This window comes from Aeromonas sp. 602396, assembly GCF_049173735.1.
Classification (GTDB): domain Bacteria; phylum Pseudomonadota; class Gammaproteobacteria; order Enterobacterales; family Aeromonadaceae; genus Aeromonas; species Aeromonas veronii_A.
On record NZ_JAAKSD010000010.1, the window covers coordinates 18,534 to 41,411 of the forward strand.

Sequence of the window (22,878 nt, forward strand, 5' to 3'; positions counted from 1 at the left end):
TGCGCTATAATGGCTGTATATAAATACAGGTGTTTTGCCATGAAGCTGTTAACCCCAGACCCATCACCCGCCGAGGTGACCATCCCGCTGTTCTTGCACCGCGCCTCTTGCGGCTTTCCCAGCCCAGCCAGCGACTATCTGGAAGGGAAGTTGGACCTCAACACCCACTGCGTGGCCACCCTGCAGCAACCTTCTATCTGCGTGCCGAGGGGGAGAGCATGACCGGGGTCGGCATCTTTCCCGGTGACTTGCTGGTGGTCGATAAGAGCCTCACCCCGCGCCATGGTGATGTGGTGATTGCACTACTCGATGGCGGCTTCACGGTCAAGACCTTGCAGCTCAAGCCGAGGTTGCGGCTGTTGCCAGCCAATCCGGCGTTCGCGCCTATCGACCCTTGCATGAGCCTCTCCCTAGAACTGTTCGGAGTGGTCACCCATGTGATTGGCAATCTGAGGCAGCGTGATGGCTATAGCGCTCGTTGATGTAAACAACTTCTACGCCAGCTGTGAGCGGTTGTTTCGCCCTGAGCTGCGTGGCCGCCCGATCGTGGTGCTCTCCAACAACGATGGATGCGTGGTGTCACGCAGCCCCGAGGCCAAGGCGATGGGCATCAAGATGGCCGGGCCCTACTTCAAGATCCGCGAGCAGTTCGAGGCGCATGGCGGTGTGGCATTCAGCTTCAACTACGCACTCTATGGAGACATGTCTGGCAGGGTGATGAGCACGTTGGAGACCATGGCCCCCGAGCTGGAGGTCTACTCCATTGATGAAGCATTCCTGTCACTGTCGGAGTCGTTTGCCGGGGACCTGACAGCCTATGGACAACAGATCCGGCAGCGAGTGTGGCAGTGGACCGGCCTCACGGTAGGGGTCGGGATTGGCCCCACAAAGACCCTCGCCAATCTGGCCAACTATGCAGCCAAGAAGTGGCCTGCCACGGGCGGCGTCGTGGACTTGCGTGACGAGCTGCGCCGTGCCCGGCTGATGGCTATCACCCCGGTGGACGAGGTGTGGGGCATAGGACGGCGCTTGGGCGCCAAGTTGGTGGCACAAGGCATCAACACCGTTGCTGACCTAGTGGCTAGCGACGCCAAAGGGTTATGCGCCCAATACGGCGTGGTGGTTGAGCGGATCGTACAGGAGCTGCGTGGCCTGCCTTGCGCAGAGCTGACCGTTGAACCGGCGGCGAAGCTGCAGATCCTCTCGAGCCGTTCCTTTGGTGAGCGCGTGACTGACCGTGGAGAAATGGCCCAAGCGTTGTCAGGCTTTATGGCTCGCGCAGCCGAGAAGCTGCGGGCCGAGGGGATGTGTTGCCAGCGGGTGCACCTGTTTGTGCGAACCATCCCCTTTGATGAACGAGCCCCTTACTACAGTGAGCAGGCTGGCGTTCGGCTGGTCTGCCCTAGCGATGATACCCGGTTGCTGCTGCAGCAAGTGAACGTGCTGTTACCGCAGATTTGGCGCGACGGTTACCGTTATCAGAAGGGGGGCGTCATGCTGAGTGAGTTCACCCCCAAGGGGCAGCAACAGGCCGACCTGTTTGCCCCGTCCTCCGCTCAATCAGATGCGCTGATGGCAGTGATGGACCAGATCAAAGCCAAGGGATTGGGGCGAGTAGGCTTTGCCAGCCAAGGCACGGGGTCGCCTGAGTGGATGATGCGATAAGAGCACCTGAGTCCCTGCTACACCACCCGCTGGGAGGACCTGCCGGTGGCGAGGTAACCAAGGCACAATGAGGCCGCTACTTGGCTGTAGTAGGACGTTTTGGAAGTTAGTCGAATTTGAGTTGAGAGAAAACAGGGAGAGTGGATCGTTCACTGCGAGGGGAATGTGGCAGAGCAAGCGGTGAGGGGTAGCTGGCTCAGCTTGAAACAATGGAGAGATGGGTATGAAAAAGCCCAGCTCGAAAACTGGGCTTCAAATGTGGCTCCCTCGACAGGACTTGAACCTGTGACATACGGATTAACAGTCCGCCGTTCTACCGACTGAACTACGAGGGAATTGGCTCCTCCTACTGGACTTGAACCAGTGACATACGGATTAACAGTCCGCCGTTCTACCGACTGAACTAAGGAGGAATTGCCTGTCTCGTTAAGACGGGGCGAATATTAATGACCAGGGCGGCGGGTGTCAACCCGCGAATTTCTCGAAAACCGGATTTTCGGATTGTTTGCCCAAAAGTTGCGCTTTGCGGTTTATTTTCAGCACAATCAGTCCCTTGCCATCGCTCCCCCCAACCGGCGCAGGGGGCATTGGTTCGGTTCGCATCAACCTGATGATGACAGCATGATGTCGCGAACGTGCTGGTAACCAGGTGAGGCTCAAATGGTAATCTTTGTGGCTAAAAGGGGGAGAGCTGGAGTCAAGATCGGCGATTTGGCGGTAAATGGGCCAAATCATGGGGCAGAGTGCTTTTCATTGATCCTGCCCATCGAAAAAATGACCCGTCTGGAGTAAGGTTACGCAGGATACCATCGCCGCGTCGACAGCCCTGCCGGCCCTTGATGATGATCGGGCGCCGGATCTCTCCGGCCTTTATCTCCCTCTTCTGGTATTACGATATACATGCACAAGCAAGCCTCTTTAAATAGCGTGAAGCTCGCCATAGCCTTACGCCAGTCCTGTATTGATGAACCCTATAGCATGGCCCGCTTCGGCCGTGATCTTATCGCCGGTGTGACGGTGGGCATCATCGCCATCCCGCTCGCCATGGCACTGGCCATTGCCAGCGGTGTGCCGCCGCAACACGGTCTCTATACCGCCATCATTGCCGGAATCGTGATCGCCGTGACCGGTGGCTCCCGCTACTCCATCTCCGGCCCGACCGCTGCCTTTGTGGTGATCCTCTATCCTGTCGCCCAGCAGTTCGGGGTCGGTGGTCTGTTGATGGCGACGCTCATCTCCGGCCTCTTTCTGGTGGCGATGGGGATGGCCCGTCTTGGCCGCCTTATCGAGTACATTCCCCCGTCAGTGACGCTGGGCTTTACCGGTGGTATCGCCATCGTGATCGCCACCTTGCAGATCAAGGACTTCTTTGGCCTAAGCGTGCCCGAGATGCCGGAAACCTATCTGGGCAAGGTCGAAGCGCTGGCCGCCGCCCTGCCAAGCTGGCAGTGGGGCGATACCCTGGTGGGGGTCGCAACGCTGGCCGTGCTGCTGCTCTGGCCGCGCCTGCGTCTGCCGGTGCCTGGCCACCTGCCCGCAGTGCTGGTCGGGGTAGGTCTGGGTTTTGGCCTCCATTACTTTGGGGTGGATGTGGCCACCATCGGCAGCAAGTTCAGCTATACCCTGGCCGATGGCACTCAAGGGATGGGGATCCCGCCCATCGTGCCGACCCTGGTGATGCCCTGGGCCTTGCCCGGACCGGATGGTTTGCCAGTTGAATGGAACCTGGCGGCTGTTGAGCGGCTGCTGCCTGCCGCCTTCTCCATGGCAATGCTGGGGGCGATCGAGTCGCTGCTCTGCGCCGTGGTGCTCGATGGCATGACCGGTCGCAAACACAGCTCCAACGCCGAGCTGGTGGGGCAGGGGCTTGGCAACATCTTCGCCCCCTTCTTTGGCGGCATTACCGCTACCGCCGCTATCGCTCGCTCTGCCGCCAACGTGCGTGCCGGTGCTACGTCCCCCATCTCGGGGATCGTCCATGCGCTGGTGGTGCTGGCCGCCATTCTGGTGCTGGCCCCCTGGCTCTCCTGGTTGCCGCTCTCGGCCATGGCTGCCTTGCTGCTCATCGTGGCCTGGAACATGAGTGAAGCGCACAAGGTGGTGGAGCTGATCCGTCGCGCGCCCAAATCCGATGTGCTGGTGCTGCTGGTCTGCCTGTCACTCACCGTCATTTTCGACATGGTCATCGCCATCACCTTCGGGGTGATCCTGGCCTCCCTGCTCTTTATGCGTGAAATCGCCAAGATGACCAAACTGCACGATTTGGCCGAGCACAAGCGCTATGCCCACGAGGTGCCGGACAACGGCCTGCTCTACAAGATCAACGGCCCGCTCTTCTTTGCCGCGGCCGAACGGGTCTTTGCCGAGCTGGAAGCGCAAGTGAAAGGGCACCAGGTGCTGGTGTTGCAGATGGAGGCGGTTTCCATCCTCGATGCGGGCGGCCTGTCTGCCTTCCTCCACTTTGGCAAGCAGATGGCCAAAGCCGGGGTCGAGTTGCGGGTGGCCGAGTTGCAGTTCCAACCGCTCAAGACCCTGGCCCGTGCCAAGGTGCGGCCGCAGCCCGGCAAGCTGGAATTCTACGGTTCGCTGGAAGAGGCGCTCAAAGGTGAACATTTGCACGAAGCGGCAGTAAATTGATTGAAAGGGATACGAAACGGCATATTTTTGGTCACTTGGTTCGGATATTGAGCAAACGAACGCAAAAAGTAAAAAATTGCATTGACCAAAAGCCATCGTATCCCTTACATTACGCCCCGTTCCAGCGCAACAGCGCAGCGAATACCGTGTTGGCTGAACACGTTAAACCACAGACCAAAATTTGGTGAGGTGTCCGAGTGGCTGAAGGAGCACGCCTGGAAAGTGTGTATACGGCAACGTATCGAGGGTTCGAATCCCTCCCTCACCGCCAAACAGTAAACCCCTGCTTTAGAGCAGGGGTTTTTCTTTATGCATGATTTATTATGCGCCCCGACTATCTCAACTGTTGGTGGTTTGCATATCAGTTGATCGCATCATTCTGAAGATGGTGGGATCTTCTTCCGGTACCCTCAGATGTAAGAGAGGGTCATGGAGACCACTCTTGCTCGGATTAATGGCGTTTTCCCCATTTGCATCGAGACCTGTCCCATCTAGCCAAGCGCGTATCTATAAAAACAAGCAATATCTGCAGCATTTGCCTCTTCTGGATTGCCCGGCATGGTTGAATGCCATGCCAGCCAGATATTGCTCAAACCTCATCATTTCAAGCAGACAGCCTTGGGACAGAGCCCTAGTTCAGAGTAAGCCCTGCATCAACAATGAAGTCTTGGCCGGTACAGCCATTGGATTCGTCAGAACCCAGGAAGAGGGCCATGCGAGCACAATGTGAGCCATCGAGACGGAATTTGAGAGCTTGCAGTTCGACAAACTGGTTCACCGCGGCAGGGTCGAGTTGCGCCCACATCGCATCCTGTTTGGGGGTGCGGATTGCGCCTGGTACCAGGCTGTTAACCCGAATGCCTCTCGCGCCCAACTCCTGCGCCAGGGTACGGGTAAAACCATGGATGGCGGCTTTTGACAGGGAGTAGCAGACTCTCCCGGGGCGGCCCCGCATCCAGTTGATGGAGCCCATATTGATGATGCTGCCGCTCCCTTTTTGCTCCATGCCTGGCAGCACGGCTTGGATCGCAAACAACTGGTGACGCAGATTGATATTGATGCGGTTTTCGAAATACTCCTCGGTCAGATCCTCAATTTTATGGTGATCATCGCTGCCCGCGTTGTTGATCAGGATATCGACACTGCCCAGCTGTTGTTCAATGGTCGTAAAACACGCTTTGAGCAGAGTCAGGTCGGTGACATCGCAAAACAGAAACAGGCAGCCGAGCTCATGCGCGAGTGCTTCGCCTGCTGATTTATCAAAATCGAGGAAGGCGACTTTGGCTCCTTGGCTGACAAATGCGCGCACCAACTCTTCGCCAATGCCACTGGCGCCACCTGTAATAACGGCGACCTTGCCGGCAATAGAGTGATATTGTACTTGCTGGGAATAGTTCATAACTGCTCTCCGTGAGTCATAGATTGAATTCATCTGGCAACATTAGAAAAAGTATTTAACACCAATACGGATCCGGTATGCCTCTGCATCATAGGCAATATTTCTATCGTACCACTGTAATTCCAGATAAGGCATCCATTGTGGATTGATTCGATAGCGGGTTTGACTGGTTAGCTCCCAGTGATGATCTTTCCCATTAGCACTGTTGAAATTGTTAACGCGAGAAAAATAGTGCGATTCAAAAGTATGGGTCAAAGCTGGCGTTATTTTATTGATAATATACAGTGCGTATTCATTGGTATCGTTATTATCGCCATAACCATCAAGATCCGTAGTTAGATAATTTTGATGATTGTAACGGTATCGTGCAATAACGGAAAAGTTATCGGTAAAGTTGTACTTTCCATCCAGATACGCAGAGCCACCAGAGCCAGAGCTAGAGGAGTTAACCAAACCACCGGCATTGACCGAGAGTTTGGTGGTTAAATTTAATAGCGGATACCACCCTTCAATTTCGTTATAACTGTGCTTTAGCTTGTCTAGTTTATCGGTATTATACGCATTGCTGGCCATAATACCCGCACCAGATTCCCAGTTATAGCCGAGTCGCAACAATAACTCATTTTGGTCGGTAGCAAAGTTAAATGCCTCACGGCTTTCAAAATAACCGCCCGCGAAAGCTGCGTTGCAGCATATAAGAGGGATTAAGCATATTTTGGGGTGGATACGCATAGTGATTGACTCGCCAATGGTAAATTGATATTAAATCGTGCAGCGATTGGCATGAGGTAAATTAATTACCTCATGCGATGGTTTTTATCAGCCGGCTATTGAATGTTTTGCTTTACCAACTTATAAGTGGCACAGAAATCCTCACTGCCCAAACCGTTATTCAGGCCTTGCTGGTAAATGTTATTCACCAATTCGACTCCGGGCAGGGTCAGCGCTTCTTCGTCCATGAGGTTCTTCATAATGCCGATATCTTTGGCCATGTTCTCCAGCGAGAAGACAGTGTTGTAGTTCTCGGCGATCAGGGCACCTATCTTGCTGGTCAGATAGAAGTTGCTGCCGCCACCGTAAGAGACGGCGGTGTTGAAGCTCTCTTTATCGATGCCGAAATGATCGGCGGTGGCCAGCATTTCGTTGACACTGTTCTGAATTTGGGCGACCAAGGTGTTGTGCAGCACCTTCATGATCAAACCACGGCCGTTGCCCCCTAGGTGGATCTGGTTGCTGCCCATCATGGCCAGCAACGGCTTGACCTTTTTGTAGGCGGACAGGTCGCCACCTATGTAGATCCCGAGCTCGGCAGCCACGGCGGCAGGGACCGATTTGACCACGGGCGCATCGAGCATCACGGCACCGGTTTCTGCTACCTGGCGGGATAAGGCGATTGACACGGCCGGGTCAATGGTGGACATGTCGATGGTGATCTTGCCGGGGCCAAGGTGTGGCAGCAGTTCGGTATAGACCGCTTTGACGTGTTCGGAGCGCGGTACCATGGAGATGATCACATCCGCATCGGCTGCCAACCTGGCAATGGAAGGGGAGGCGATGGCCCCTGCATCGACCACACGGGCGACAGCCTCCAGATTGATATCGAATGCCAACACATTGCCATCAAATTTTTTGACGATGTTCTTTGACATCGCTTCGCCCATCAGACCAAGACCGATAAAGCCGATAGTTTTCATCCGTTGTTTTCCTTAAATGTGGGTTTAGCAAGACCGGCGATGTCAACACGCATGCTGAACAGCGCACCTGAGAGCGGACGTGCTGCCAGTTCGGCGACGTCCATATTTTCGCGAGTGGTAGTGATGAAGAGGGTCTTCATGTCCTCACCACCAAAACAGACCATGGTGGGGCAACGTACTGGCAAGGGATATTCGGCCAGCAATACCCCCTCTGCAGAGAAGCGGGCGATACGATGGCCATCAAACAGGGCGCTCCAGTAGCATCCTTCGACATCGATTGCAGCCCCATCCGGGCGCCCTTCGTCGGCGCGGGCTGCAAACTCGCGCAGCAGTTGCCGTTGACCGAGTGAACCGTCGCGGGCCAACGGAGTGCGATAAAGGCGGCGGTTGGGGGTATCAGTGGTGTACATCCAGCGCATGTCTGGGCTGAATGCCAAGCCATTGGCTCCCAGAATGTCGCACTGGATCACCGACATCTGCAGCTCGGCATCAACCCGGCATAGCAGGGCGCCGTTGTAATCTCGTGGGCTCCAGTAAGTGCCCGCATAGAAACGACCCGCCTGATCGGTACCGCCATCATTAAAACGGGCCAGCGCTGGGTTATTGGGATTATCGGCGACTTTACGCTCAATTTGCCCGTGTTGATCACACAGATAGATCCCGGTGCGCATCGCTGCGATAAAGCCACCCTGTTCGCGCAGGGCAAAACAGCCCACTTCTTCGGGGAAGGGGATTGTCGTCATGGCGCCGCTTTCGGGGTGATAGCGGTGCAGGCAACGCTCGAGAATATCGGTCCAGTAGAGCGCCTGTTCATCAGTGCTCCAGGTCGGGCACTCGGGCAGATGGCCGCGGTAGTCGGCAAGTAGCAGAGCAGGATTAGGCATAGTGAGAAACCTCAAGCAGCATGGAGATCTGCAACTGCCCATTGGCTGGCACAGTGGCCATGGCCAGCGCAGTGTCACCAAAGCCACCGTTGTTGATGGCATCATTGATATGAGAAACCGGCTCGATGGCGATGAAGTCACGATCGGCGGGCGGCAGAAACAGGATGGCGTGAGGCGCATCGGGTGAGCTCAGGGTCACCATCAGCTTCTCATCTGGCCAGCGCACCCGTGCACAGCCACTCCAGTGATGGAAGCAGTTATCGACACTGGCGGGTTCAGGTTTGCGCCAAGTGCGATAGTTCCATTGGGTCGGTAGTGGCGCGAGACCAGTGGGCAGGGACTTGTGGTCGTTGAGTACCACACCGCCTGCGTCGAACTGGATCTCGGCGTGCGCCGCACGGGGAAAATAGGGGTGAAAGCCCAGCCCAGCCGGGACAGCGTGATCGGCCAGATTGTGGTAAGTGAGTATGATATGCAGCGCATTCTCTTGCAGGGTGAAGCGCTGAGTTGCCCGATAAGGCCAGGGCCATTGCGCCGCGGATGCTCCCTGTGCGTCATGGTGCAGGGTCAGCACGACAGAGTCATCATCTGCATCCCCTTCTTGCCATGGCTGCTGCCAGCCGTTGCCATGAATTGAGTGGGGATGATCGCCAAAGTTACGCAGCAGGGCGTAATCATATCCGGCGAAGTGAAACCGTCCATGAGCAATACGGTTGGAGTAAGGTACCAGGGGAAAACAGCCCCCCTGGTTGACTGTGACGTTCTGACCATCGGGCAGGGAGCGCAAGATCTCCCTGCCATGCCAGGTCAGTTTGCCGATAGCGCCACCAAGCTCGGGGATGAGCTCCAGATCAAGCGGGCCGCTTTGGCGGTGAAGCCTCTTCATCAGTAAACCTCGCCACCGGATATGCTCAGACGTTCCCCCCGGATCGCGGCGAGCTGTTCACGGGCGCGAGCCAGCAGGTAACTCATGTCGGAGCCGAGCGCCACGAAGCTAAAACCCATCTCTTGATATTTGTTCACCAGCTCGGGGTTGCCACCGACGATCCCGCAAGGCAATCCCAAGCGCTGGCACTTCTCCAGCCCTTCACGGATCTTGGCTTGCACCTCGGGGTGAGAGGGATTGCCAATATGGCCCATGGCTGCGCTCATATCGCCGGGGCCGATAAAGAAGCCGGTCACTCCTTCAATGGCCATCTCTTCCATGGCATCAATGGCGTCAGGGGTCTCAATTTGCAGGATAAGGCAGAGCTCTTCCCGGGCTTTACGCACGAATTCGGGTTCGGCACCGTAACCGGACGCACGATGCACCGCGGCAAAGCCGCGTTTGCCTAGGGGAGGGTAGTAGGCCGCCTCTACCGCTTTGCGGGCTTCTGCTGCACTGTTGACAAACGGCACCATCAGCGACGTTGCACCGCCATCAAGCGCCCGTTTGATCAACACAGTGTCGTTCCAGGCCAGGCGGTAGAGTGGGGTGGTGGCCGGGTTGCTGGCACGAATGGCGCGATCGATACGGATCGCATCCAGGCTATCGACCGGCACATGTTCCTGGTCCAGCACCAAGAAATCGAAACCGACAGTCGCCATGGCTTCCGCCACCGTATCGCTGCCAGTCATCATCCAGGTGCCCAGTGGGCGTGGACCTTGAGTAATCGCAAGTTTGAACGGATTCATTGTTTGCTCCTTTAGAAAATCGGGGGCTCGGGCACTTTGCTGCCAGCCTGGAGGAAATCGAAGTCACAGCCCTGATCGGCCTGGGTCACATGTTGTTGATAGAGTGCGGCATAAGAGCGTTCATAAACTTTGTGTACCGGTTTGAGCGTGCGGCGGCGCTCGGCCAGCTCTTCATCACTGACCAGCATGTTGAGGCGGCCATTGGCGATATCGAGCTCGATGAGGTCACCGGTACGTACCAGTGCCAGTGGGCCACCAATGGCCGCTTCAGGGGCAACGTGCAGGATACAGGCGCCATAGTGAGTACCGGACATGCGGGCATCACTAATCCGCACCATGTCGGTGACGCCTTGTTGCAGCAGCTTTTTCGGGATCGGCAGGTTGCCCCACTCCGGCATGCCCGGCGCGCCGACCGGGCCGGCATTGCGCAGGATAATCACTGATTCCTTGGTTACCTCCAGGGCGGGGTCATCGATGCGATCCGAGAGCTCTTGATGGCTGTCGAAGACGATGGCAGGGCCCTTGTGGTGGCGCAGTTCGGGTTTGGCGGCAGATGATTTCATCACAGCCCCGTTGGGACACAGATTGCCGCGCAATACTGTCAATGCACATCCACGGGAGAGCGGTACCACAGGGTTATCTAGCGAGCGGATCACGTTGTCGTCATAACAGGTCGCGTTGGCAATCCACTGTGCAACGGGACGATTGGTGACCCCGATCGCATCGAGGTGGAGGAATGACTCCACCTTTTTCAGCTGGGCCATCAGACCGCCGGCGAAGAAGAACTCCTCCATCAACTGATCACCAGAGGGAAACAGATTGGCCAGCACAGGGACTTCCCGTGCCATCGACTCCATGTCTTCCAGAGTGAGGTTGATGCCCGCCCGGTTGGCCATCGCAATCATGTGGATCGCGGCATTGGTGGAGCCGCCGAGCGCCATGTAGGCCACTACGCCATTGAGGAAGTTGGCTCGGGTCAGCCAGCGGGAAGGTTTGTGATCATGCCACACCATGTCGACGATGATTTGGCCGCATTGGGCTGCCATCTGGACGTGTCGCGAGTCAGCGGCGGGGATGGAGCTGGCCCCCGGCAACATAAAGCCCATGGCATCGGCGATGGAGGTCATGGTGGATGCTGTGCCCATGGTATTGCAGGTGCCGATGGAGCGAGTCATCGCCCCCTCCAGCTCGATCCAGTCATGCTGGGTAATGGCCCCCAAGCGCAATTGGTCCCAGAACTTCTTGGTATGGGTACCGGCACCGGTGACATGGCCGCGCCATTTGCCGCTCGACATGGGGCCGGCGGGGCAGAAGATCACCGGCAAGTCCATCGAAATGGCACCCATCAGCAGGGCTGGCGTGGATTTGTCGCAACCGCCGAGCAGCACGGCCCCATCGATAGGATGCTGGCGCAGCAGCTCTTCTGCCTCCATCGCCAGAAAGTTGCGATAGAGCATGGTGGTCGGCTTGACCAATACTTCCCCGACCGACAGCGCGGGCAATTCAACGGGGTAGCCTCCCGCGGCCCAGACGGCTCGCTTGACGGCCTCGGCGCGCTCACGCAGGTGGCTATGGCAGGGGCTCATTTCACTCCAGGTATTGATGATCCCGATCACTGGCTTGCCCATGAATTCGTCGCGGTTCAAGCCACTTTGCTGACTGCGTTGACGATGGGCGAAGGCTCGGATGGTGTCGGGGGCATACCAGCGTTGGCTACGCAGCGCCGAGATATCGAGCTTGGCCAGGTTTTCACTGTTGAATGACATAGGAATAGCGCTCTCTTTGTCTGATTTGGTTAAGGATTAATTCAATAAAAACAGCATGTTAAATTCAGCCATTCTGACCCGCACGAAGAGGGGGGGTGTCAGGCGATGGAGTAGATTGTTCACTCATTCGGTGATGGGGTTTCCGGGGAGAAGCAAGGGCATGGCGTTGTGCCAGCTCCCGGACGATCTGTTGATAGCGAGCATCAGTGAGCGGGTAGAACAGCAACATCAAGGCAGCAGCGCAAATCAGGACACAGATCGGGTAGAGAAACATCAGATTGGCGATGCTGCTTTGGGTCTCGGTGCTTTGCGTCGCGTTGGGAACATAGTCTGACCATGCCAGCACCAGCCCGGGAATGAGGCCCGCAAGCGCGGCCGAACATTTGCGGCAGAAGGTCAGACTGCAGTAGACCAGCCCTTCTGTGCGGATGCCGGTTTTCCATTCCCCATACTCGACGGTGTCAGAGATGAACGCCCAGTTGAGACTGTTGACGAAAGCGGATCCCCACAGGGCCAGGGAGGTGAAGAGGATGTAATCGAGAGCACTCTCGCTGTAGAGGTAGTTGAGCAGGTCACCGCATATCCACACGCCAATGCCGGCCAGATAGACAGGCAGTTTGCTAAAACGGTGCACGGCAAAGGGGACCAGCAATACACCCAGGTAGATACACCCTATGCTGATGAAGCTCATGTAGGCGATCATCGATACGTCGCCAATCACATATTGGGCGTAAAAAACCTGAACAATCAGCTTGGTGTTGAACGCTGCTAGCGTCAGCAGATTGGCCAGCGCCAGGATGCCCAGCGGACGGTTTGCCAGCACGGCCCGTGCGTTGGTTTGTACTGCCGAAAACCCCGATTCGTTGACAACCGATGGCAGCACATGGCGTTCACGAACTCTGCTGTAGCAAAAGAGTACTGCTGCAGCCCCCATGACCGAATAAATCAGTACCGCAACGCTATAGCCGACCTGTGGTTTGTCAAACAGCAATACCAGCGGCATGAACCCCACCGAGCAGAGCAGTAATCCGGTATTGGCTCCTCCCTGGCGCCAGGCGGCGAGCTCGGCTCGGTCCTGGAGTCGCTTGGTGAGGGCCGGGACCATGGCGCCATAGGAGGCATTGCCAAAACTGTAAAAGGCACCAAACATCATGAACAGCAGGGTAAACAGTACTGTTTTAGCGATGACCGGGAGCTCAACGCTGGTAAACAGGGCGGTGTTGATAAGAGCCAGTGGCACTATGGTCCAGAGCAGGAAGGGGCGAAATTTACCTCTGGGGCCGAGCTCGGAACGATTATCCAGCACGCTGCCGGTCACCAGATCGGTGCAGGCGGTAAAGAACTTCGAAACCAGAAAGATTGCTCCGGCCCATGCTGCCGGAATGGCTGCCACATCGGTCAGGAAGATCAGCAAATAGAGAGTTGTGCAGTTGAGCAGGAAGTTATAGCCGAGATCACCCACTCCGTAGGCCATCTTTTCCTGCCATGCCAGACGGTCACTTGCCACATTGCGATATGTCATGGGATCACATCCTTGAAGAGAGCAACAGCGTGGCCAGCACGCCGCTGCCAGTTGCATGAGAGTCAGCTTTGGGTGGTCGCCACACGGCGGGCACCAAGGCTGGCGATGATCTCTTGATAGCGCTGCTCGTTGAGGGTGTAGAAGAGGGCCATCACCAGTGCCGTTACGATGGCCAGGCTTGCCGGGTAGATGAAAATCAGTCCGGTGATCCCGGCTTTGGCGGCATCGGTTTGCTCCACATTGGGCATGTAGCCAACCAGTGCCAGAGCAAACCCGGGGACGAACCCTGCGATAGCTTGCGAACACTTTCTAAAGAAGGTCATGCCGCAGTAGACCAAGCCTTCGGTACGGGTACCGGTTTTCCACTCACCGTACTCAACGGTATCTGAGACAAACGCCCAGTTAAGGCTGTTGACGAAAGAGGTGCCAAAGAACGCCAGCGAGGTGAACAGCACGTAACTCATGACGGTGCCACCGAACAGGTAGTTGGCAATGTCGCCGGAGATCCACAGGCACAATCCGGCCAGATAGACAGGTTTTTTGCCAAAGCGGCGTACCAGCGCAGGCACAGACAACACCCCGAGGTAGATGCACCCCATGCTGACAAAGCTCATGTAAGAGACCATGGAGACATCACCCAGAATGTACTGGGCGTAGAAGACCTGCACGGTGAGTTTGACGTTGAATGCGGAGAGGGTCAGCAGGTTGGCTACTGCCAGCACCAGCAACTGGTTGTTCTTGAGTACCGCCTTGAGCCCCTCCTTGATGGTGGGCTTCTCGACTATCTGGTCAGGGTCATTACCTATGATGGTGTGGTGTTCTTTGACGTTGAGGTAGCAAAAGAGCACCGCCGCCAAGCCGACCGAGGTGTAGGCCAGGGCTGCCACCATGTAGCCGGTCTCCTGGGATTCAAACAACATGGCGATGGGCATGAAACCGACGGTGGCTAACAACAGGCCGGTGTTGGCTCCGCCCTGACGCCATGCTGCCAGCTCTGCGCGATCCTGAACATTTTTGGTCATAGAGGGCACCATGGCGCCATAGCTGGCATTGCCCAAGCTAAAGAACAGGCCAAAGGCCATAAAGCAGACGATGAACAGGGTGGTCTTGGTCTCGCTGTCGAGCTCAAAATTGCAAAACAGCAACATATTGCAGACAAACAGGGGCACTATGGTCCAGAGCAGCATCGGACGAAACTTGCCGCGAGGTCCGAAGCTCTTGCGGGTGTCGAGGAAAATGCCGGTGCCCAGGTCGGTGAAGCCGGTGAACACTTTCGCCACCAAAAAGATGACGCCTGCCCACGCCGCATTGATACCTGCTACATCGGTCAGAAATTTAAGCAGGTAGAGGGTGGTGATATTCAATACAAAGTTGTAACCAAAATCGCCGACGCCATAGGCAAGTTTTTCCCTAAAAGGCAGTCTGCTTTCGATATGCGCCTGAACAACCATTTTATTCTCCATAGTGTGGAATCCATCCGGCAGCCCAATAATCGTAGCGATGCGATTATTGGCGCAAGTGTGATTGTTGAAAAGTGGGATCCAGATCGAGAGATTGCGCTGGTGGTTAAGGATTCTCTTACAAATAGTGCTTGCAAGCGAGCTAAACGTTTTCATGTGGCGGGTGTTGATTGGTGATCGAGATCGCTGTTTGGGTTTTACGCGATTGAAATGAAATCGTAGCGCTATTATTGTGTTTGCGAGCAAGCGGGGATGGCCCGACTAAACAGGAGCTTATGCAATGCAACTCGAATTTTCGTCACAGGCGTTAACGATTCAGCACCAGCAGCAGTTGTTATTTTCTCATCAAGCGGATGCCCCAGCGTTTTATATAGGCAAGGGCCGGGAAAAAATGGAAATTTATCGCGGCAACTTTGACATCGAAGACTACATCGAGTCTCGCGTCGCATTGACTCATATCGAACAGGTTGACAACAACCTGTTCGTTTTTGCCCCGAATGCCTTGACCCCGGCTTTGCTACAGGTGGCTGTGGTGTGTGATGGCGATGATGTGATGCTTTATCCGACCATACTGGACGAGGCATATAACCGCTTTTGGGTCAGATTGCCGGCCGAACGTAAAGAGCATGTCTGGGGTTGTGGCGAGCAGATGTCCTATTTTGATTTGCGTGGCCGTCACTTTCCGTTGTGGACCTCAGAGCCCGGTGTTGGTCGCCATCCCCACAGCGAGATCAAATGGAAAGCCGATGTGATGGGCAAAGCCGGTGGGGATTACTACCACACCAACTATCCGCAACCCACGTTTGTCTCCTCTCGTAAATACAGCTGCCATATCGACACCACCGCTTATGCCGATTTCGATTTTCGTCACGAAGGGTTTCATGAGCTGCAAGTGTGGGCGATCCCGCAGGCCATCGAGTTGCGCACCGCAGAGAGCTATCTGGGCATTATCGAAAAACTGTCCGCCCGGTTTGGCCGCCAGCCCAGGTTGCCTGAGTGGGTTTACAAGGGGGCGATCCTTGGTCTGAAGGGGGGAGAGGTCAATACCTTCAGTCGTCTGGAAAACGCCCTTGACCATGGTATCAAGGTTTCGGGTTTGTGGAGTGAAGACTGGTGCGGCTTGCGGGTCACCTCGTTTGGCAAGCGCCTGTTCTGGGACTGGGATTGGCAGCACCATCAGGATCGCTACCCCAATCTGCCCGCCAGGATCAAGGAGCTCAATGACCAGGGCATCGAGTTCATGGCCTACGTCAACCCCTACCTGTGTGAAGATGGCAAGCTGTTTCCGATCGCCAAAGAGCTCGGCTATATGGCGCTGGACAAGGATGGTCAGGTTGCGCTGGTCGACTTTGGCGAATTCTATTGCGGCTGTATCGACTTTACCAATCCAGACGCCATGGCCTGGTTCCGTGATACCGTGCTGCGTAAAAACATGCTGGACATGGGGATCAAGGGGTGGATGGCTGACTTTGGCGAGTACCTGCCGACCGATAACATCTACCTGCACAACGGTGTCGATGCCAAGCTGATGCACAATGCCTGGCCGACTCTGTGGGCCCAGTGCAACGCAGAAGCGATCGCGATGAACGGCCAAACCGGTGATGCCCTTTTCTTTATGCGAGCCGGTTACACTGGGGTGCAGCAATACTGCCCGCTACTGTGGGCAGGCGATCAATGTGTCGATTTCAGCCGTCACGACGGTCTGGTCACGGTGATCTCGGGGGCGCTCTCCTCCGGTATGTTGGGGAACGCGTATCACCACTCGGATATCGGTGGCTACACCTCACTGTTTGGCAACCGTCGAACCAAGGAGCTGTTTGACCGCTGGGTTGAAATGGCTGCCTTTACCCCAGTCATGCGTACCCACGAAGGTAACCGCCCTGATGAGAACTTCCAGTTTGACCAGGATGGCAGCACGTTGGCGCATTTTGCCCGGATGACCCGAGTTTATTGCCACCTGACTCCTTACTTACGTAGCCTGGTGGATGAAGCGGCTGAGAAAGGGTATCCGGTTCAACGTGCCATGATGCTGCATTTTGAACATGATCCCGAGGTCTACGTCATACAGGATCAATACCTCTATGGGTCAGAGTTGCTGGTGGCACCGGTTCACCAAGGGGATGTGCGTGAGTGGACAACTTACCTGCCTGCAGGTGAGCAGTGGACGCATGTCTGGAGCGGCCAGCGCTTTACAGGGGGCCAGCGGGTCACTCTGCCTGCACCGATTGGCCAGCCCCCGGTGTTCTATCGTGCCAAAAGTCCCTGGGCTTCGCTGTTTGCCGAGCTAAAGGATCTGGCGTAAATCGCACCGGCGTTCGCTATAGAGGATGCGACCCGGATAACCCATGGCCGTGACAATGTTCACGGCCATTATGTTTCAACAGAGGAGCAGAGCAGCATGATTGACACTCTTGACGTTGTGCAAAACCCCAGCCAGGACGACATAGATTTTTTACGAGACAACCTGATCAAAACCAATCGTGAGTTTGTCGGTGAACAGATACGTCGCCCACTTGCCATCTTCTATCAGGATGAGCAGCAACGTCGTGCCGGAGGATGCAGCGGCCATACCTACGGCAACTGGCTCTATATCGAGTATCTGTGGGTGGCCCGCAGTCTGCGGGGGCGCGGTGTAGGAGGCCGGTTATTGGCAGCAATGGAGCAGGCTGCCCTAGAGCGCGGCTGCCGTTTTTCACAGCTCGATACTTTTAGTTTTCAAGCAAAGCCTTTTTACCAAGCGAGGGGTTATTCCGTCGTGATGACGTTGGAAAAGTGCCCGGTGTTTCATCAGCGATATTACTTAACCAAAACCTTGTAGCGCTGGCAGTGACTGGTGCCCTGCTTAAAAATATCTGACGCAATGGATAGTGTTCTGGTAGATACATGGGGGGCATTTATCTTTATGGGCTATTTATCAAGGCCATGGTTTTGTGATGGTTCATGGTGTGACTATATTGGCTTGGTCACAAAACAAACCGGGTACTCTGTCTGGGGATCAAGTCAAATCCTGCATCAATGATCTCGCCTTTATAATCGGGATCGCGAGCCATCCGCAACATCATAGATGCAGCTTGGCTGGCAACAGAGTGAATATTGATATTGATACTGGACAAGGTCACGGGGGCCAGATAGCCGCTGCCTGGAAAATCGCCAAACCCGATGATAGATAGTTGCTCTGGTACCGGGATATTGCGTGCAATCGCCTCCATCAGCAATGCAGTACCAATGGTATCGTTTGATGCAAAAATGCCGTCGAGTTTGCGCTCTTTGAGCAGTGTCTTGATGAGTAGTTCGCGTGCGGCGGGGTAAATATTGTCGCTGTAAGGGATTTCGACCAACAAGGGATCCATACCCGCCGTCTCAAGTGCCTGGCAAAAGCCGCTGTAGCGGCTCTGCGCACGCACGTCATCGTTAAAACGGGTCGTGAAATAGGCAATTTTATGGCAGCCGGAGCGTATCAGGTAAGATGCGGCATCGTAACCCACCTGAAAATGATCTATACCGACCTGCGCGACAAACGGACTGGCTTCACCGATTTGCCATGCTTGAACCACAGGCACCGCACTGTGCTCCAGCATACGAATCGTAGTATCACTGTGCTTCGCGCCAGTGAGGGTTATGGCGGCAGGAGACCATTGTAAAATGGAGCGGATCTGCTGCTCCTCTTTTTCCATTGAGTGATCATGAGATGCGATATAGAGCTGAAAACCTGCATCACTCACGATATGTTCAATCTGCTGGACAAAGGTACTAAAGGTAATATTGGAAATGGAAGGAACGATAATTGCCATTGCCGAGCTTCGCCCGGCAGTAAACTGACTGGCAATTTTGTTGTGCACATAACCCAATTCATCAATGGCACGCTGAATTTTATGGCCGGTATTGGCTTTTACCTTGTCTGGATGACGTACATAAAGTGAGACTGTCGAGGGGGACACCTTGGCCAGGGCCGCGACATCATCAAGCTTGACGGTTTGTTTGCTTCTCGAGGACACGTGTTCTGCTTCCTGATTGGTTTTACTCGGCTCGACATCCTTCGTTATCTGAGGGAAAAGCCATCCAATAATCTCCCGACATGTATTTAAGTGTATAAAAAATAAGGCTTAAATAAAAGTGATGATTCGCTGTAGGAGGTGCGTCGGCAATTCGGGTTACTTGTATGGTAATTAGATTTTGGTTAGCCATTACAAATAAAAACGTGTTGCCAAGAGCGCTTGAGCGTTTTGGCATCCAATGTCGAAAAATGAGCCTCTTTAACTGCCATGACCCATGGCAGTTAACTGTTCAAATAAACACCGCACCACATGGTGAAGGGTGGTTACTTCAGGGTATGAGTATTTAGTGTTATGGGAATCGGTAGTTCTCATCAGCACTCTCTGCAATCGTCTAATGGGTGTTACAACCGCGTTGGATAGCTCACCGTTTAGTGCCTGGGACGTAGCGACAACCACTTGGCAGGGGGGTTATTGAGCGTGTGGCTCTGATGAAGGTAGTGGAGAGACGATCGCCTCCTGCCTGTATTGGCGCAGCAGTTTGAGGAAATCATCCGGTTCCCGATCCAGGCTGCCTACCGGGATCAACAGGTCATAACCGAGCAAGTGGCGCATGCGAATCATCCGTTGAGCCAGCATGGCCAATGCGCCATCGTAGTGCAGCCCTTGCGGGGAGCAAAAGTGACTCTCCTCCAGCCAGTCGATGCCTTGTAAGGGGTCATTTGTATGCACTGGCTGCCCATGGAGCTGCTCATTATGCAGGGCATGCAGCAACACAGGGCGCTGCTCTGTCAACAGATGCACGGCCAGTCTGGGAGTGATCAGTGTCAGAAACTCGTCATACTGTTTTATCTTGAAACCGATATAGGGCAGGGGCTGGAGATCCCAACCAACATGGATTCTGGGTTGATCGATACGCTGGATGTTGTGCCACTTCAGTGCCCAGCCGCCATATTTGTGGTGATAGTGGAGGGAGTGCTGGCATAGGGATAGGCTGATCGGGGGCTCATTGAGCTTGAACCAGCCTATCAAGGTTATCATCATGCCACTCAGTAGCAACAATATATAGGCCGGGAGCACCGGGCCTTCCACAAGCAACCAGAGTAGTAATAGCATCAGGCTGGTGATGAGCCCCCCGGCCCAGATCAGGGTTAGTCCGTTTCGGCGGACCAGAGGCTTTATATGTTGTGTCTCCATTTAACCTCCTTGTCCTGATGAGGGGAGCGATCTTTTATTACACCACCCGTTTGTCTTTGACCAAGTATAAGCGCCGCGTTTTTGCGCTGGCCAGCAAAGCAAATGGCAGTCATGGGCCGGCTCGGGTATAGTCCTGCGCCATTGGCGTTATCCTGTTTTGCTGACCCGTCGTGGCCCTGGTGGTGGCGAGGGGCAGGCCCGTGTAAGGAGTGTTATGAAGTTCAGTCCCCTGCTCGATGAGATGATGAAAGCCCTGCAGGTATTGCCGGGGGTGGGGCCCAAGTCTGCCCAGCGGATGGCTTTTACCCTGCTCGAGCGTGAGCGCAGCGGCGGTTTGCGTCTGGCCCAGCTGCTCTCTCGCGCCCTGACCGAGATTGGTCACTGCAGCCACTGTCGCACCTTTACCGAGAACGATCGCTGCGATATCTGCGCCAATCCCAAGCGGGAAGAGAATGGCCTGCTCTGCGTGGTGGAGAGCCCGGCGGACGTGGCGGCCATCGAGCAGACCGGTCAGTTTTCCGGTCGTTACTTTGTGCTGATGGGCCATCTGTCGCCGCTGGACGGCATCGGCCCGGAGGAGCTGGGGCTCGATATTCTCGAGCGCCGTCTGAAGGAAGAGCACATCAGTGAGCTGATCCTCGCTACTAATCCCACCATCGAGGGGGATGCTACCGCCTGGTATATCGCTGATATGGCCCGTGCTGCCGGGGTAGAGGTGAGCCGCATCGCCCACGGTGTGCCGGTGGGCGGAGAGCTGGAGCTGGTGGATGGCACCACGCTCTCCCACTCCCTGATGGGGCGTCAGCGCCTCAAATAAGGGGCGGGATAGGGCTGTATCATTGCGGCTTGATCAGAAAATCGGCAGTTGAATGGAAAAAGGGGGCGAATGAGCAGGATTGCACATTCGCCCCCTTGATATTTGATTGGCCGTCCCCATCTAGGTTGGGCATATGTTCAACCCGATGTTTCTGAGGATTGGTCCATGACCCAAAGTGTTCATGCCGAAACCCACGGCTTTCAGACTGAAGTCAAACAACTGCTGAGCCTGATGGCTCACAGCCTCTACTCCAACAAAGAAGTATTCCTGCGCGAGCTGATCTCCAACGCATCCGATGCGGCGGACAAGCTGCGCTTCAAGGCGCTTTCCGATGCCTCTTTGTTTGAAAACGACGGCCAGTTGCGTGTGCGCCTGGTGGTGGACAAAGAGAAGCGTACCCTGACCATCTCCGATAACGGGATCGGTATGACCCGTGATCAGGTGATCGAGCATCTGGGTACCATCGCCAAGTCCGGCACCGCCGAATTCTTCAAAAACCTCTCCGGCGATCAGGGTAAGGATTCCCAGCTGATCGGTCAGTTCGGGGTCGGTTTCTACTCCGCCTTTATCGTGGCCGACAAGGTGACCGTGGTCTCCCGCGCCGCCGGCACCGCGCCGGAGCAGGGCGTACAGTGGGAATCGGAAGGGGAAGGCTCCTTCACCGTGGCTGACGTGACCAAAGAGGGTCGCGGTACCGATGTTATCCTGCACCTGCGTGCCGAAGAGGACGAGTTCCTCGACGACTGGCGTCTGCGCTCCGTGGTGAGCAAATACTCCGACCACATCAGCGTGCCGGTGGAAATGTACAAAGAGGGTACCCCGGATCGGGAAGAGGATGGTGAGACCATCGTCGGCACCCCGGGCGAGTGGGAGCAGGTCAACCGCGCGACTGCACTGTGGACCCGTAACCCGAAAGATATCAAGGACGAGGAGTATCAGGAGTTCTACAAGCACGTCGCCCACGACTTTGAAGACCCGCTTCTGTGGGGTCACAACCGGGTGGAAGGGGCGCAGGAGTATACCAGCCTGCTCTACGTACCGGCCCGCGCACCGTTTGACCTCTATAACCGCGAGCAGAAGCACGGTCTGAAGCTCTACGTACAGCGCGTCTTTATCATGGACGACGCCGAGCAGTTTATGCCGACTTACCTGCGCTTTGTCAAAGGGGTGCTGGACTCCAACGATCTGCCGCTCAACGTTAGCCGTGAAATCCTGCAGGACAACAAGGTGACCGCCTCCCTGCGCAAGGCTTGCTCCAAGCGCGTCCTGACCATGCTCTCCAAGCTGGCGAAAGACGATGCCGAGAAGTACGCCAAGTTCTGGAAAGAGTTCGGTAACGTGCTCAAAGAGGGCCCGGCCGAGGATTACGCCAACCGCGAAGAGATCGCGAAGCTCCTGCGCTTTGCCAGCACCGCTGGCGAGGGCGAAGCCCAGACAGTCTCTCTCGAGGATTACGTTGGCCGCATGAAGGAAGGTCAGCAGAAGATTTACTACATCACCGCCGACTCCTATGCCGCTGCCAAGAACAGCCCGCATCTCGAGATCTTCCGCAAGAAGGGTGTCGAAGTGCTGCTGATGTGGGAGCGAGTGGACGAGTGGCTGATGAGCCACCTGACCGAGTTCGACGGCAAGCAGCTCATCTCCGTCACCCGTGGCGAACTGGATCTCGGCGATCTGGAAGATGAAGCCTCCAAGCAGGCGCAGGAAGAGGCCGAAAAAGCTAACGCCGGTCTGGTGGAGCGGGTCAAGAAGAGCCTGGGCGATGCAGTGAAAGAGGTGCGTGTCACTCACCGTCTGACCGATTCACCCTCTTGCATCGTCACTGACGCCTACGGTATGAGCACCCAGATGATCAAGCTCATGCGTGCGGCCGGCCAGCCGGTACCGGAGCAGAAGTACATTCTGGAGCTCAACCCCGACCATGCGCTGGTGAAGAAACTCGACACCATTGAAGACGAGGCTCTGTTCGGTGAGTGGGTCACCCTGCTGCACGAACAGGCCCAGCTGGCCGAGCAGGGCGGGCTGAACGATCCGGCGAGCTTCGTCTCCCGTATCAACCGTCTGCTGCTGCAAGCCTAAGCAGCAACGCCGGTAACAGAAAGCCCACTGCATGCAGTGGGCTTTTTTGATCTCGCCGAGTGAGCTCGGCGAAACACAGCGGCAAGGGAGCG

General features: G+C 55.7%; 18 protein-coding genes, 3 tRNA genes and 2 pseudogenes. 10 read left to right on the forward strand and 13 right to left on the reverse strand.

The window, feature by feature from the left end:
• Positions 1-39 precede the first annotated feature (39 nt).
• From umuD to G5229_RS12885, 3 genes and pseudogenes are all read left to right on the forward strand, one after another.
• Positions 40-482: pseudogene (umuD, locus tag G5229_RS12875) on the forward strand (translesion error-prone DNA polymerase V autoproteolytic subunit).
• Entirely contained in the window at positions 463-1,665 is a 1,203-nt protein-coding gene (gene umuC / locus G5229_RS12880) for a translesion error-prone DNA polymerase V subunit UmuC (RefSeq protein ID WP_421209240.1), read from the forward strand. Before umuD ends, umuC begins: the two are co-directional and overlap by 20 nt.
• Positions 1,666-1,722 (forward strand): annotated as a pseudogene (locus tag G5229_RS12885) (DUF4113 domain-containing protein); the annotation flags it as partial. It lies immediately after the preceding gene.
• A gap of 202 nt (positions 1,723-1,924) precedes the next feature.
• Here the strand turns inward: G5229_RS12885 and G5229_RS12890 are convergent.
• Positions 1,925-2,000: transfer RNA gene (locus G5229_RS12890), tRNA-Asn, on the reverse strand.
• A gap of 2 nt (positions 2,001-2,002) precedes the next feature.
• Positions 2,003-2,078, reverse strand: a tRNA-Asn gene (locus tag G5229_RS12895).
• Positions 2,079-2,565: 487 nt separating this feature from the next.
• Between G5229_RS12895 and dauA the strand changes: the two genes are divergently transcribed.
• Together dauA and G5229_RS12905 are read left to right on the forward strand one after the other, a co-directional pair.
• Entirely contained in the window at positions 2,566-4,302 is a 1,737-nt protein-coding gene (dauA, locus tag G5229_RS12900; protein ID WP_421209241.1) for a C4-dicarboxylic acid transporter DauA, read from the forward strand.
• 183 nt (positions 4,303-4,485) lie between these two features.
• Positions 4,486-4,573: transfer RNA gene (locus G5229_RS12905), tRNA-Ser, on the forward strand.
• Between the two features lie 360 nt (positions 4,574-4,933).
• Here G5229_RS12905 and G5229_RS12910 read toward each other — a convergent pair.
• The 9 genes from G5229_RS12910 to G5229_RS12950 form a co-directional block, all read right to left on the reverse strand.
• Positions 4,934-5,701, reverse strand: coding sequence for an SDR family NAD(P)-dependent oxidoreductase (locus tag G5229_RS12910; RefSeq protein ID WP_266134800.1), 768 nt, complete (start codon positions 5,699-5,701; stop codon positions 4,934-4,936).
• A 42-nt stretch (positions 5,702-5,743) separates the two neighbouring features.
• Positions 5,744-6,433, reverse strand: a complete 690-nt coding sequence (gene ompL, locus G5229_RS12915; protein ID WP_421209242.1) for a porin OmpL — start codon at positions 6,431-6,433, stop codon at positions 5,744-5,746.
• A 95-nt stretch (positions 6,434-6,528) separates the two neighbouring features.
• Positions 6,529-7,395, reverse strand: coding sequence for an NAD(P)-dependent oxidoreductase (locus G5229_RS12920; RefSeq protein WP_421209243.1), 867 nt, complete (start codon positions 7,393-7,395; stop codon positions 6,529-6,531).
• Positions 7,392-8,279 carry an SMP-30/gluconolactonase/LRE family protein gene (locus G5229_RS12925; protein WP_421209244.1) on the reverse strand — a complete coding sequence of 296 codons (888 nt, stop codon included), beginning with the start codon at positions 8,277-8,279 and terminating at the stop codon, positions 7,392-7,394. Before G5229_RS12925 ends, G5229_RS12920 begins: the two co-directional genes overlap by 4 nt.
• The gene (locus tag G5229_RS12930) at positions 8,272-9,165 is read right to left on the reverse strand and encodes an aldose 1-epimerase (protein ID WP_421209245.1); all 894 of its coding nucleotides are present in this window, start codon (positions 9,163-9,165) and stop codon (positions 8,272-8,274) included. The genes G5229_RS12925 and G5229_RS12930 overlap by 8 nt, the downstream gene beginning before the upstream one ends.
• Positions 9,165-9,953 (reverse strand): HpcH/HpaI aldolase family protein, encoded by a 789-nt coding sequence (locus G5229_RS12935; RefSeq protein ID WP_216978945.1) that lies wholly within the window; start codon positions 9,951-9,953, stop codon positions 9,165-9,167. The genes G5229_RS12930 and G5229_RS12935 overlap by 1 nt, the downstream gene beginning before the upstream one ends.
• Before the next feature lie 11 nt (positions 9,954-9,964).
• Positions 9,965-11,719, reverse strand: coding sequence for an L-arabinonate dehydratase (gene araD / locus G5229_RS12940; RefSeq protein ID WP_421209246.1), 1,755 nt, complete (start codon positions 11,717-11,719; stop codon positions 9,965-9,967).
• A gap of 64 nt (positions 11,720-11,783) precedes the next feature.
• Complete coding sequence (locus G5229_RS12945; RefSeq protein WP_421209247.1) at positions 11,784-13,241, reverse strand: glycoside-pentoside-hexuronide (GPH):cation symporter; 1,458 nt, start codon at positions 13,239-13,241, stop codon at positions 11,784-11,786.
• Between the two features lie 62 nt (positions 13,242-13,303).
• Positions 13,304-14,692, reverse strand: a complete 1,389-nt coding sequence (locus tag G5229_RS12950) for a glycoside-pentoside-hexuronide (GPH):cation symporter (protein WP_041234289.1) — start codon at positions 14,690-14,692, stop codon at positions 13,304-13,306.
• Between G5229_RS12950 and G5229_RS12955 the strand changes: the two genes are divergently transcribed.
• From G5229_RS12955 to G5229_RS12965, 3 genes are all read left to right on the forward strand, one after another.
• Positions 14,675-14,878: a hypothetical protein gene (locus tag G5229_RS12955; protein ID WP_227342643.1), complete on the forward strand. Its 204-nt coding sequence runs from the start codon at positions 14,675-14,677 to the stop codon at positions 14,876-14,878. The genes G5229_RS12950 and G5229_RS12955 overlap by 18 nt on opposite strands.
• A 103-nt stretch (positions 14,879-14,981) precedes the next feature.
• Positions 14,982-17,003 (forward strand): alpha-glucosidase, encoded by a 2,022-nt coding sequence (locus G5229_RS12960; protein WP_266134805.1) that lies wholly within the window; start codon positions 14,982-14,984, stop codon positions 17,001-17,003.
• Between the two features lie 96 nt (positions 17,004-17,099).
• Positions 17,100-17,519 carry a GNAT family N-acetyltransferase gene (locus G5229_RS12965; protein WP_227342647.1) on the forward strand — a complete coding sequence of 140 codons (420 nt, stop codon included), beginning with the start codon at positions 17,100-17,102 and terminating at the stop codon, positions 17,517-17,519.
• Between the two features lie 145 nt (positions 17,520-17,664).
• Here the strand turns inward: G5229_RS12965 and G5229_RS12970 are convergent, their stop codons facing one another.
• Both G5229_RS12970 and G5229_RS12975 read right to left on the reverse strand, forming a co-directional pair.
• Positions 17,665-18,696, reverse strand: a complete 1,032-nt coding sequence (locus tag G5229_RS12970; protein ID WP_266134806.1) for a LacI family DNA-binding transcriptional regulator — start codon at positions 18,694-18,696, stop codon at positions 17,665-17,667.
• Between the two features lie 468 nt (positions 18,697-19,164).
• Positions 19,165-19,890: a DUF2982 domain-containing protein gene (locus tag G5229_RS12975; RefSeq protein ID WP_266134807.1), complete on the reverse strand. Its 726-nt coding sequence runs from the start codon at positions 19,888-19,890 to the stop codon at positions 19,165-19,167.
• A gap of 214 nt (positions 19,891-20,104) precedes the next feature.
• Between G5229_RS12975 and recR the strand changes: the two genes are divergently transcribed.
• Together recR and htpG are read left to right on the forward strand one after the other, a co-directional pair.
• Positions 20,105-20,707 carry a recombination mediator RecR gene (gene recR / locus G5229_RS12980; protein WP_019444931.1) on the forward strand — a complete coding sequence of 201 codons (603 nt, stop codon included), beginning with the start codon at positions 20,105-20,107 and terminating at the stop codon, positions 20,705-20,707.
• A 165-nt stretch (positions 20,708-20,872) separates the two neighbouring features.
• Positions 20,873-22,786 (forward strand): molecular chaperone HtpG, encoded by a 1,914-nt coding sequence (gene htpG, locus G5229_RS12985; RefSeq protein ID WP_139746660.1) that lies wholly within the window; start codon positions 20,873-20,875, stop codon positions 22,784-22,786.
• The last annotated feature ends 92 nt before the right edge of the window (positions 22,787-22,878 follow it).

Bases quoted from the DNA above. Each gene is read 5' to 3' on its own strand.
- umuC (WP_421209240.1), top strand. From the start codon at position 463: ATGGCTATAGCGCTCGTTGATGTAAACAACTTCTACGCCAGCTGTGAG.
- dauA (WP_421209241.1), top strand. From the start codon at position 2,566: ATGCACAAGCAAGCCTCTTTAAATAGCGTGAAGCTCGCCATAGCCTTA.
- G5229_RS12910 (WP_266134800.1), bottom strand. From the start codon at position 5,701: ATGAACTATTCCCAGCAAGTACAATATCACTCTATTGCCGGCAAGGTC.
- ompL (WP_421209242.1), bottom strand. From the start codon at position 6,433: ATGCGTATCCACCCCAAAATATGCTTAATCCCTCTTATATGCTGCAAC.
- G5229_RS12920 (WP_421209243.1), bottom strand. From the start codon at position 7,395: ATGAAAACTATCGGCTTTATCGGTCTTGGTCTGATGGGCGAAGCGATG.
- G5229_RS12925 (WP_421209244.1), bottom strand. From the start codon at position 8,279: ATGCCTAATCCTGCTCTGCTACTTGCCGACTACCGCGGCCATCTGCCC.
- G5229_RS12930 (WP_421209245.1), bottom strand. From the start codon at position 9,165: ATGAAGAGGCTTCACCGCCAAAGCGGCCCGCTTGATCTGGAGCTCATC.
- G5229_RS12935 (WP_216978945.1), bottom strand. From the start codon at position 9,953: ATGAATCCGTTCAAACTTGCGATTACTCAAGGTCCACGCCCACTGGGC.
- araD (WP_421209246.1), bottom strand. From the start codon at position 11,719: ATGTCATTCAACAGTGAAAACCTGGCCAAGCTCGATATCTCGGCGCTG.
- G5229_RS12945 (WP_421209247.1), bottom strand. From the start codon at position 13,241: ATGACATATCGCAATGTGGCAAGTGACCGTCTGGCATGGCAGGAAAAG.
- G5229_RS12955 (WP_227342643.1), top strand. From the start codon at position 14,675: ATGCGCCTGAACAACCATTTTATTCTCCATAGTGTGGAATCCATCCGG.
- G5229_RS12950 (WP_041234289.1), bottom strand. From the start codon at position 14,692: ATGGTTGTTCAGGCGCATATCGAAAGCAGACTGCCTTTTAGGGAAAAA.
- G5229_RS12960 (WP_266134805.1), top strand. From the start codon at position 14,982: ATGCAACTCGAATTTTCGTCACAGGCGTTAACGATTCAGCACCAGCAG.
- G5229_RS12965 (WP_227342647.1), top strand. From the start codon at position 17,100: ATGATTGACACTCTTGACGTTGTGCAAAACCCCAGCCAGGACGACATA.
- G5229_RS12975 (WP_266134807.1), bottom strand. From the start codon at position 19,890: ATGGAGACACAACATATAAAGCCTCTGGTCCGCCGAAACGGACTAACC.
- recR (WP_019444931.1), top strand. From the start codon at position 20,105: ATGAAGTTCAGTCCCCTGCTCGATGAGATGATGAAAGCCCTGCAGGTA.
- htpG (WP_139746660.1), top strand. From the start codon at position 20,873: ATGACCCAAAGTGTTCATGCCGAAACCCACGGCTTTCAGACTGAAGTC.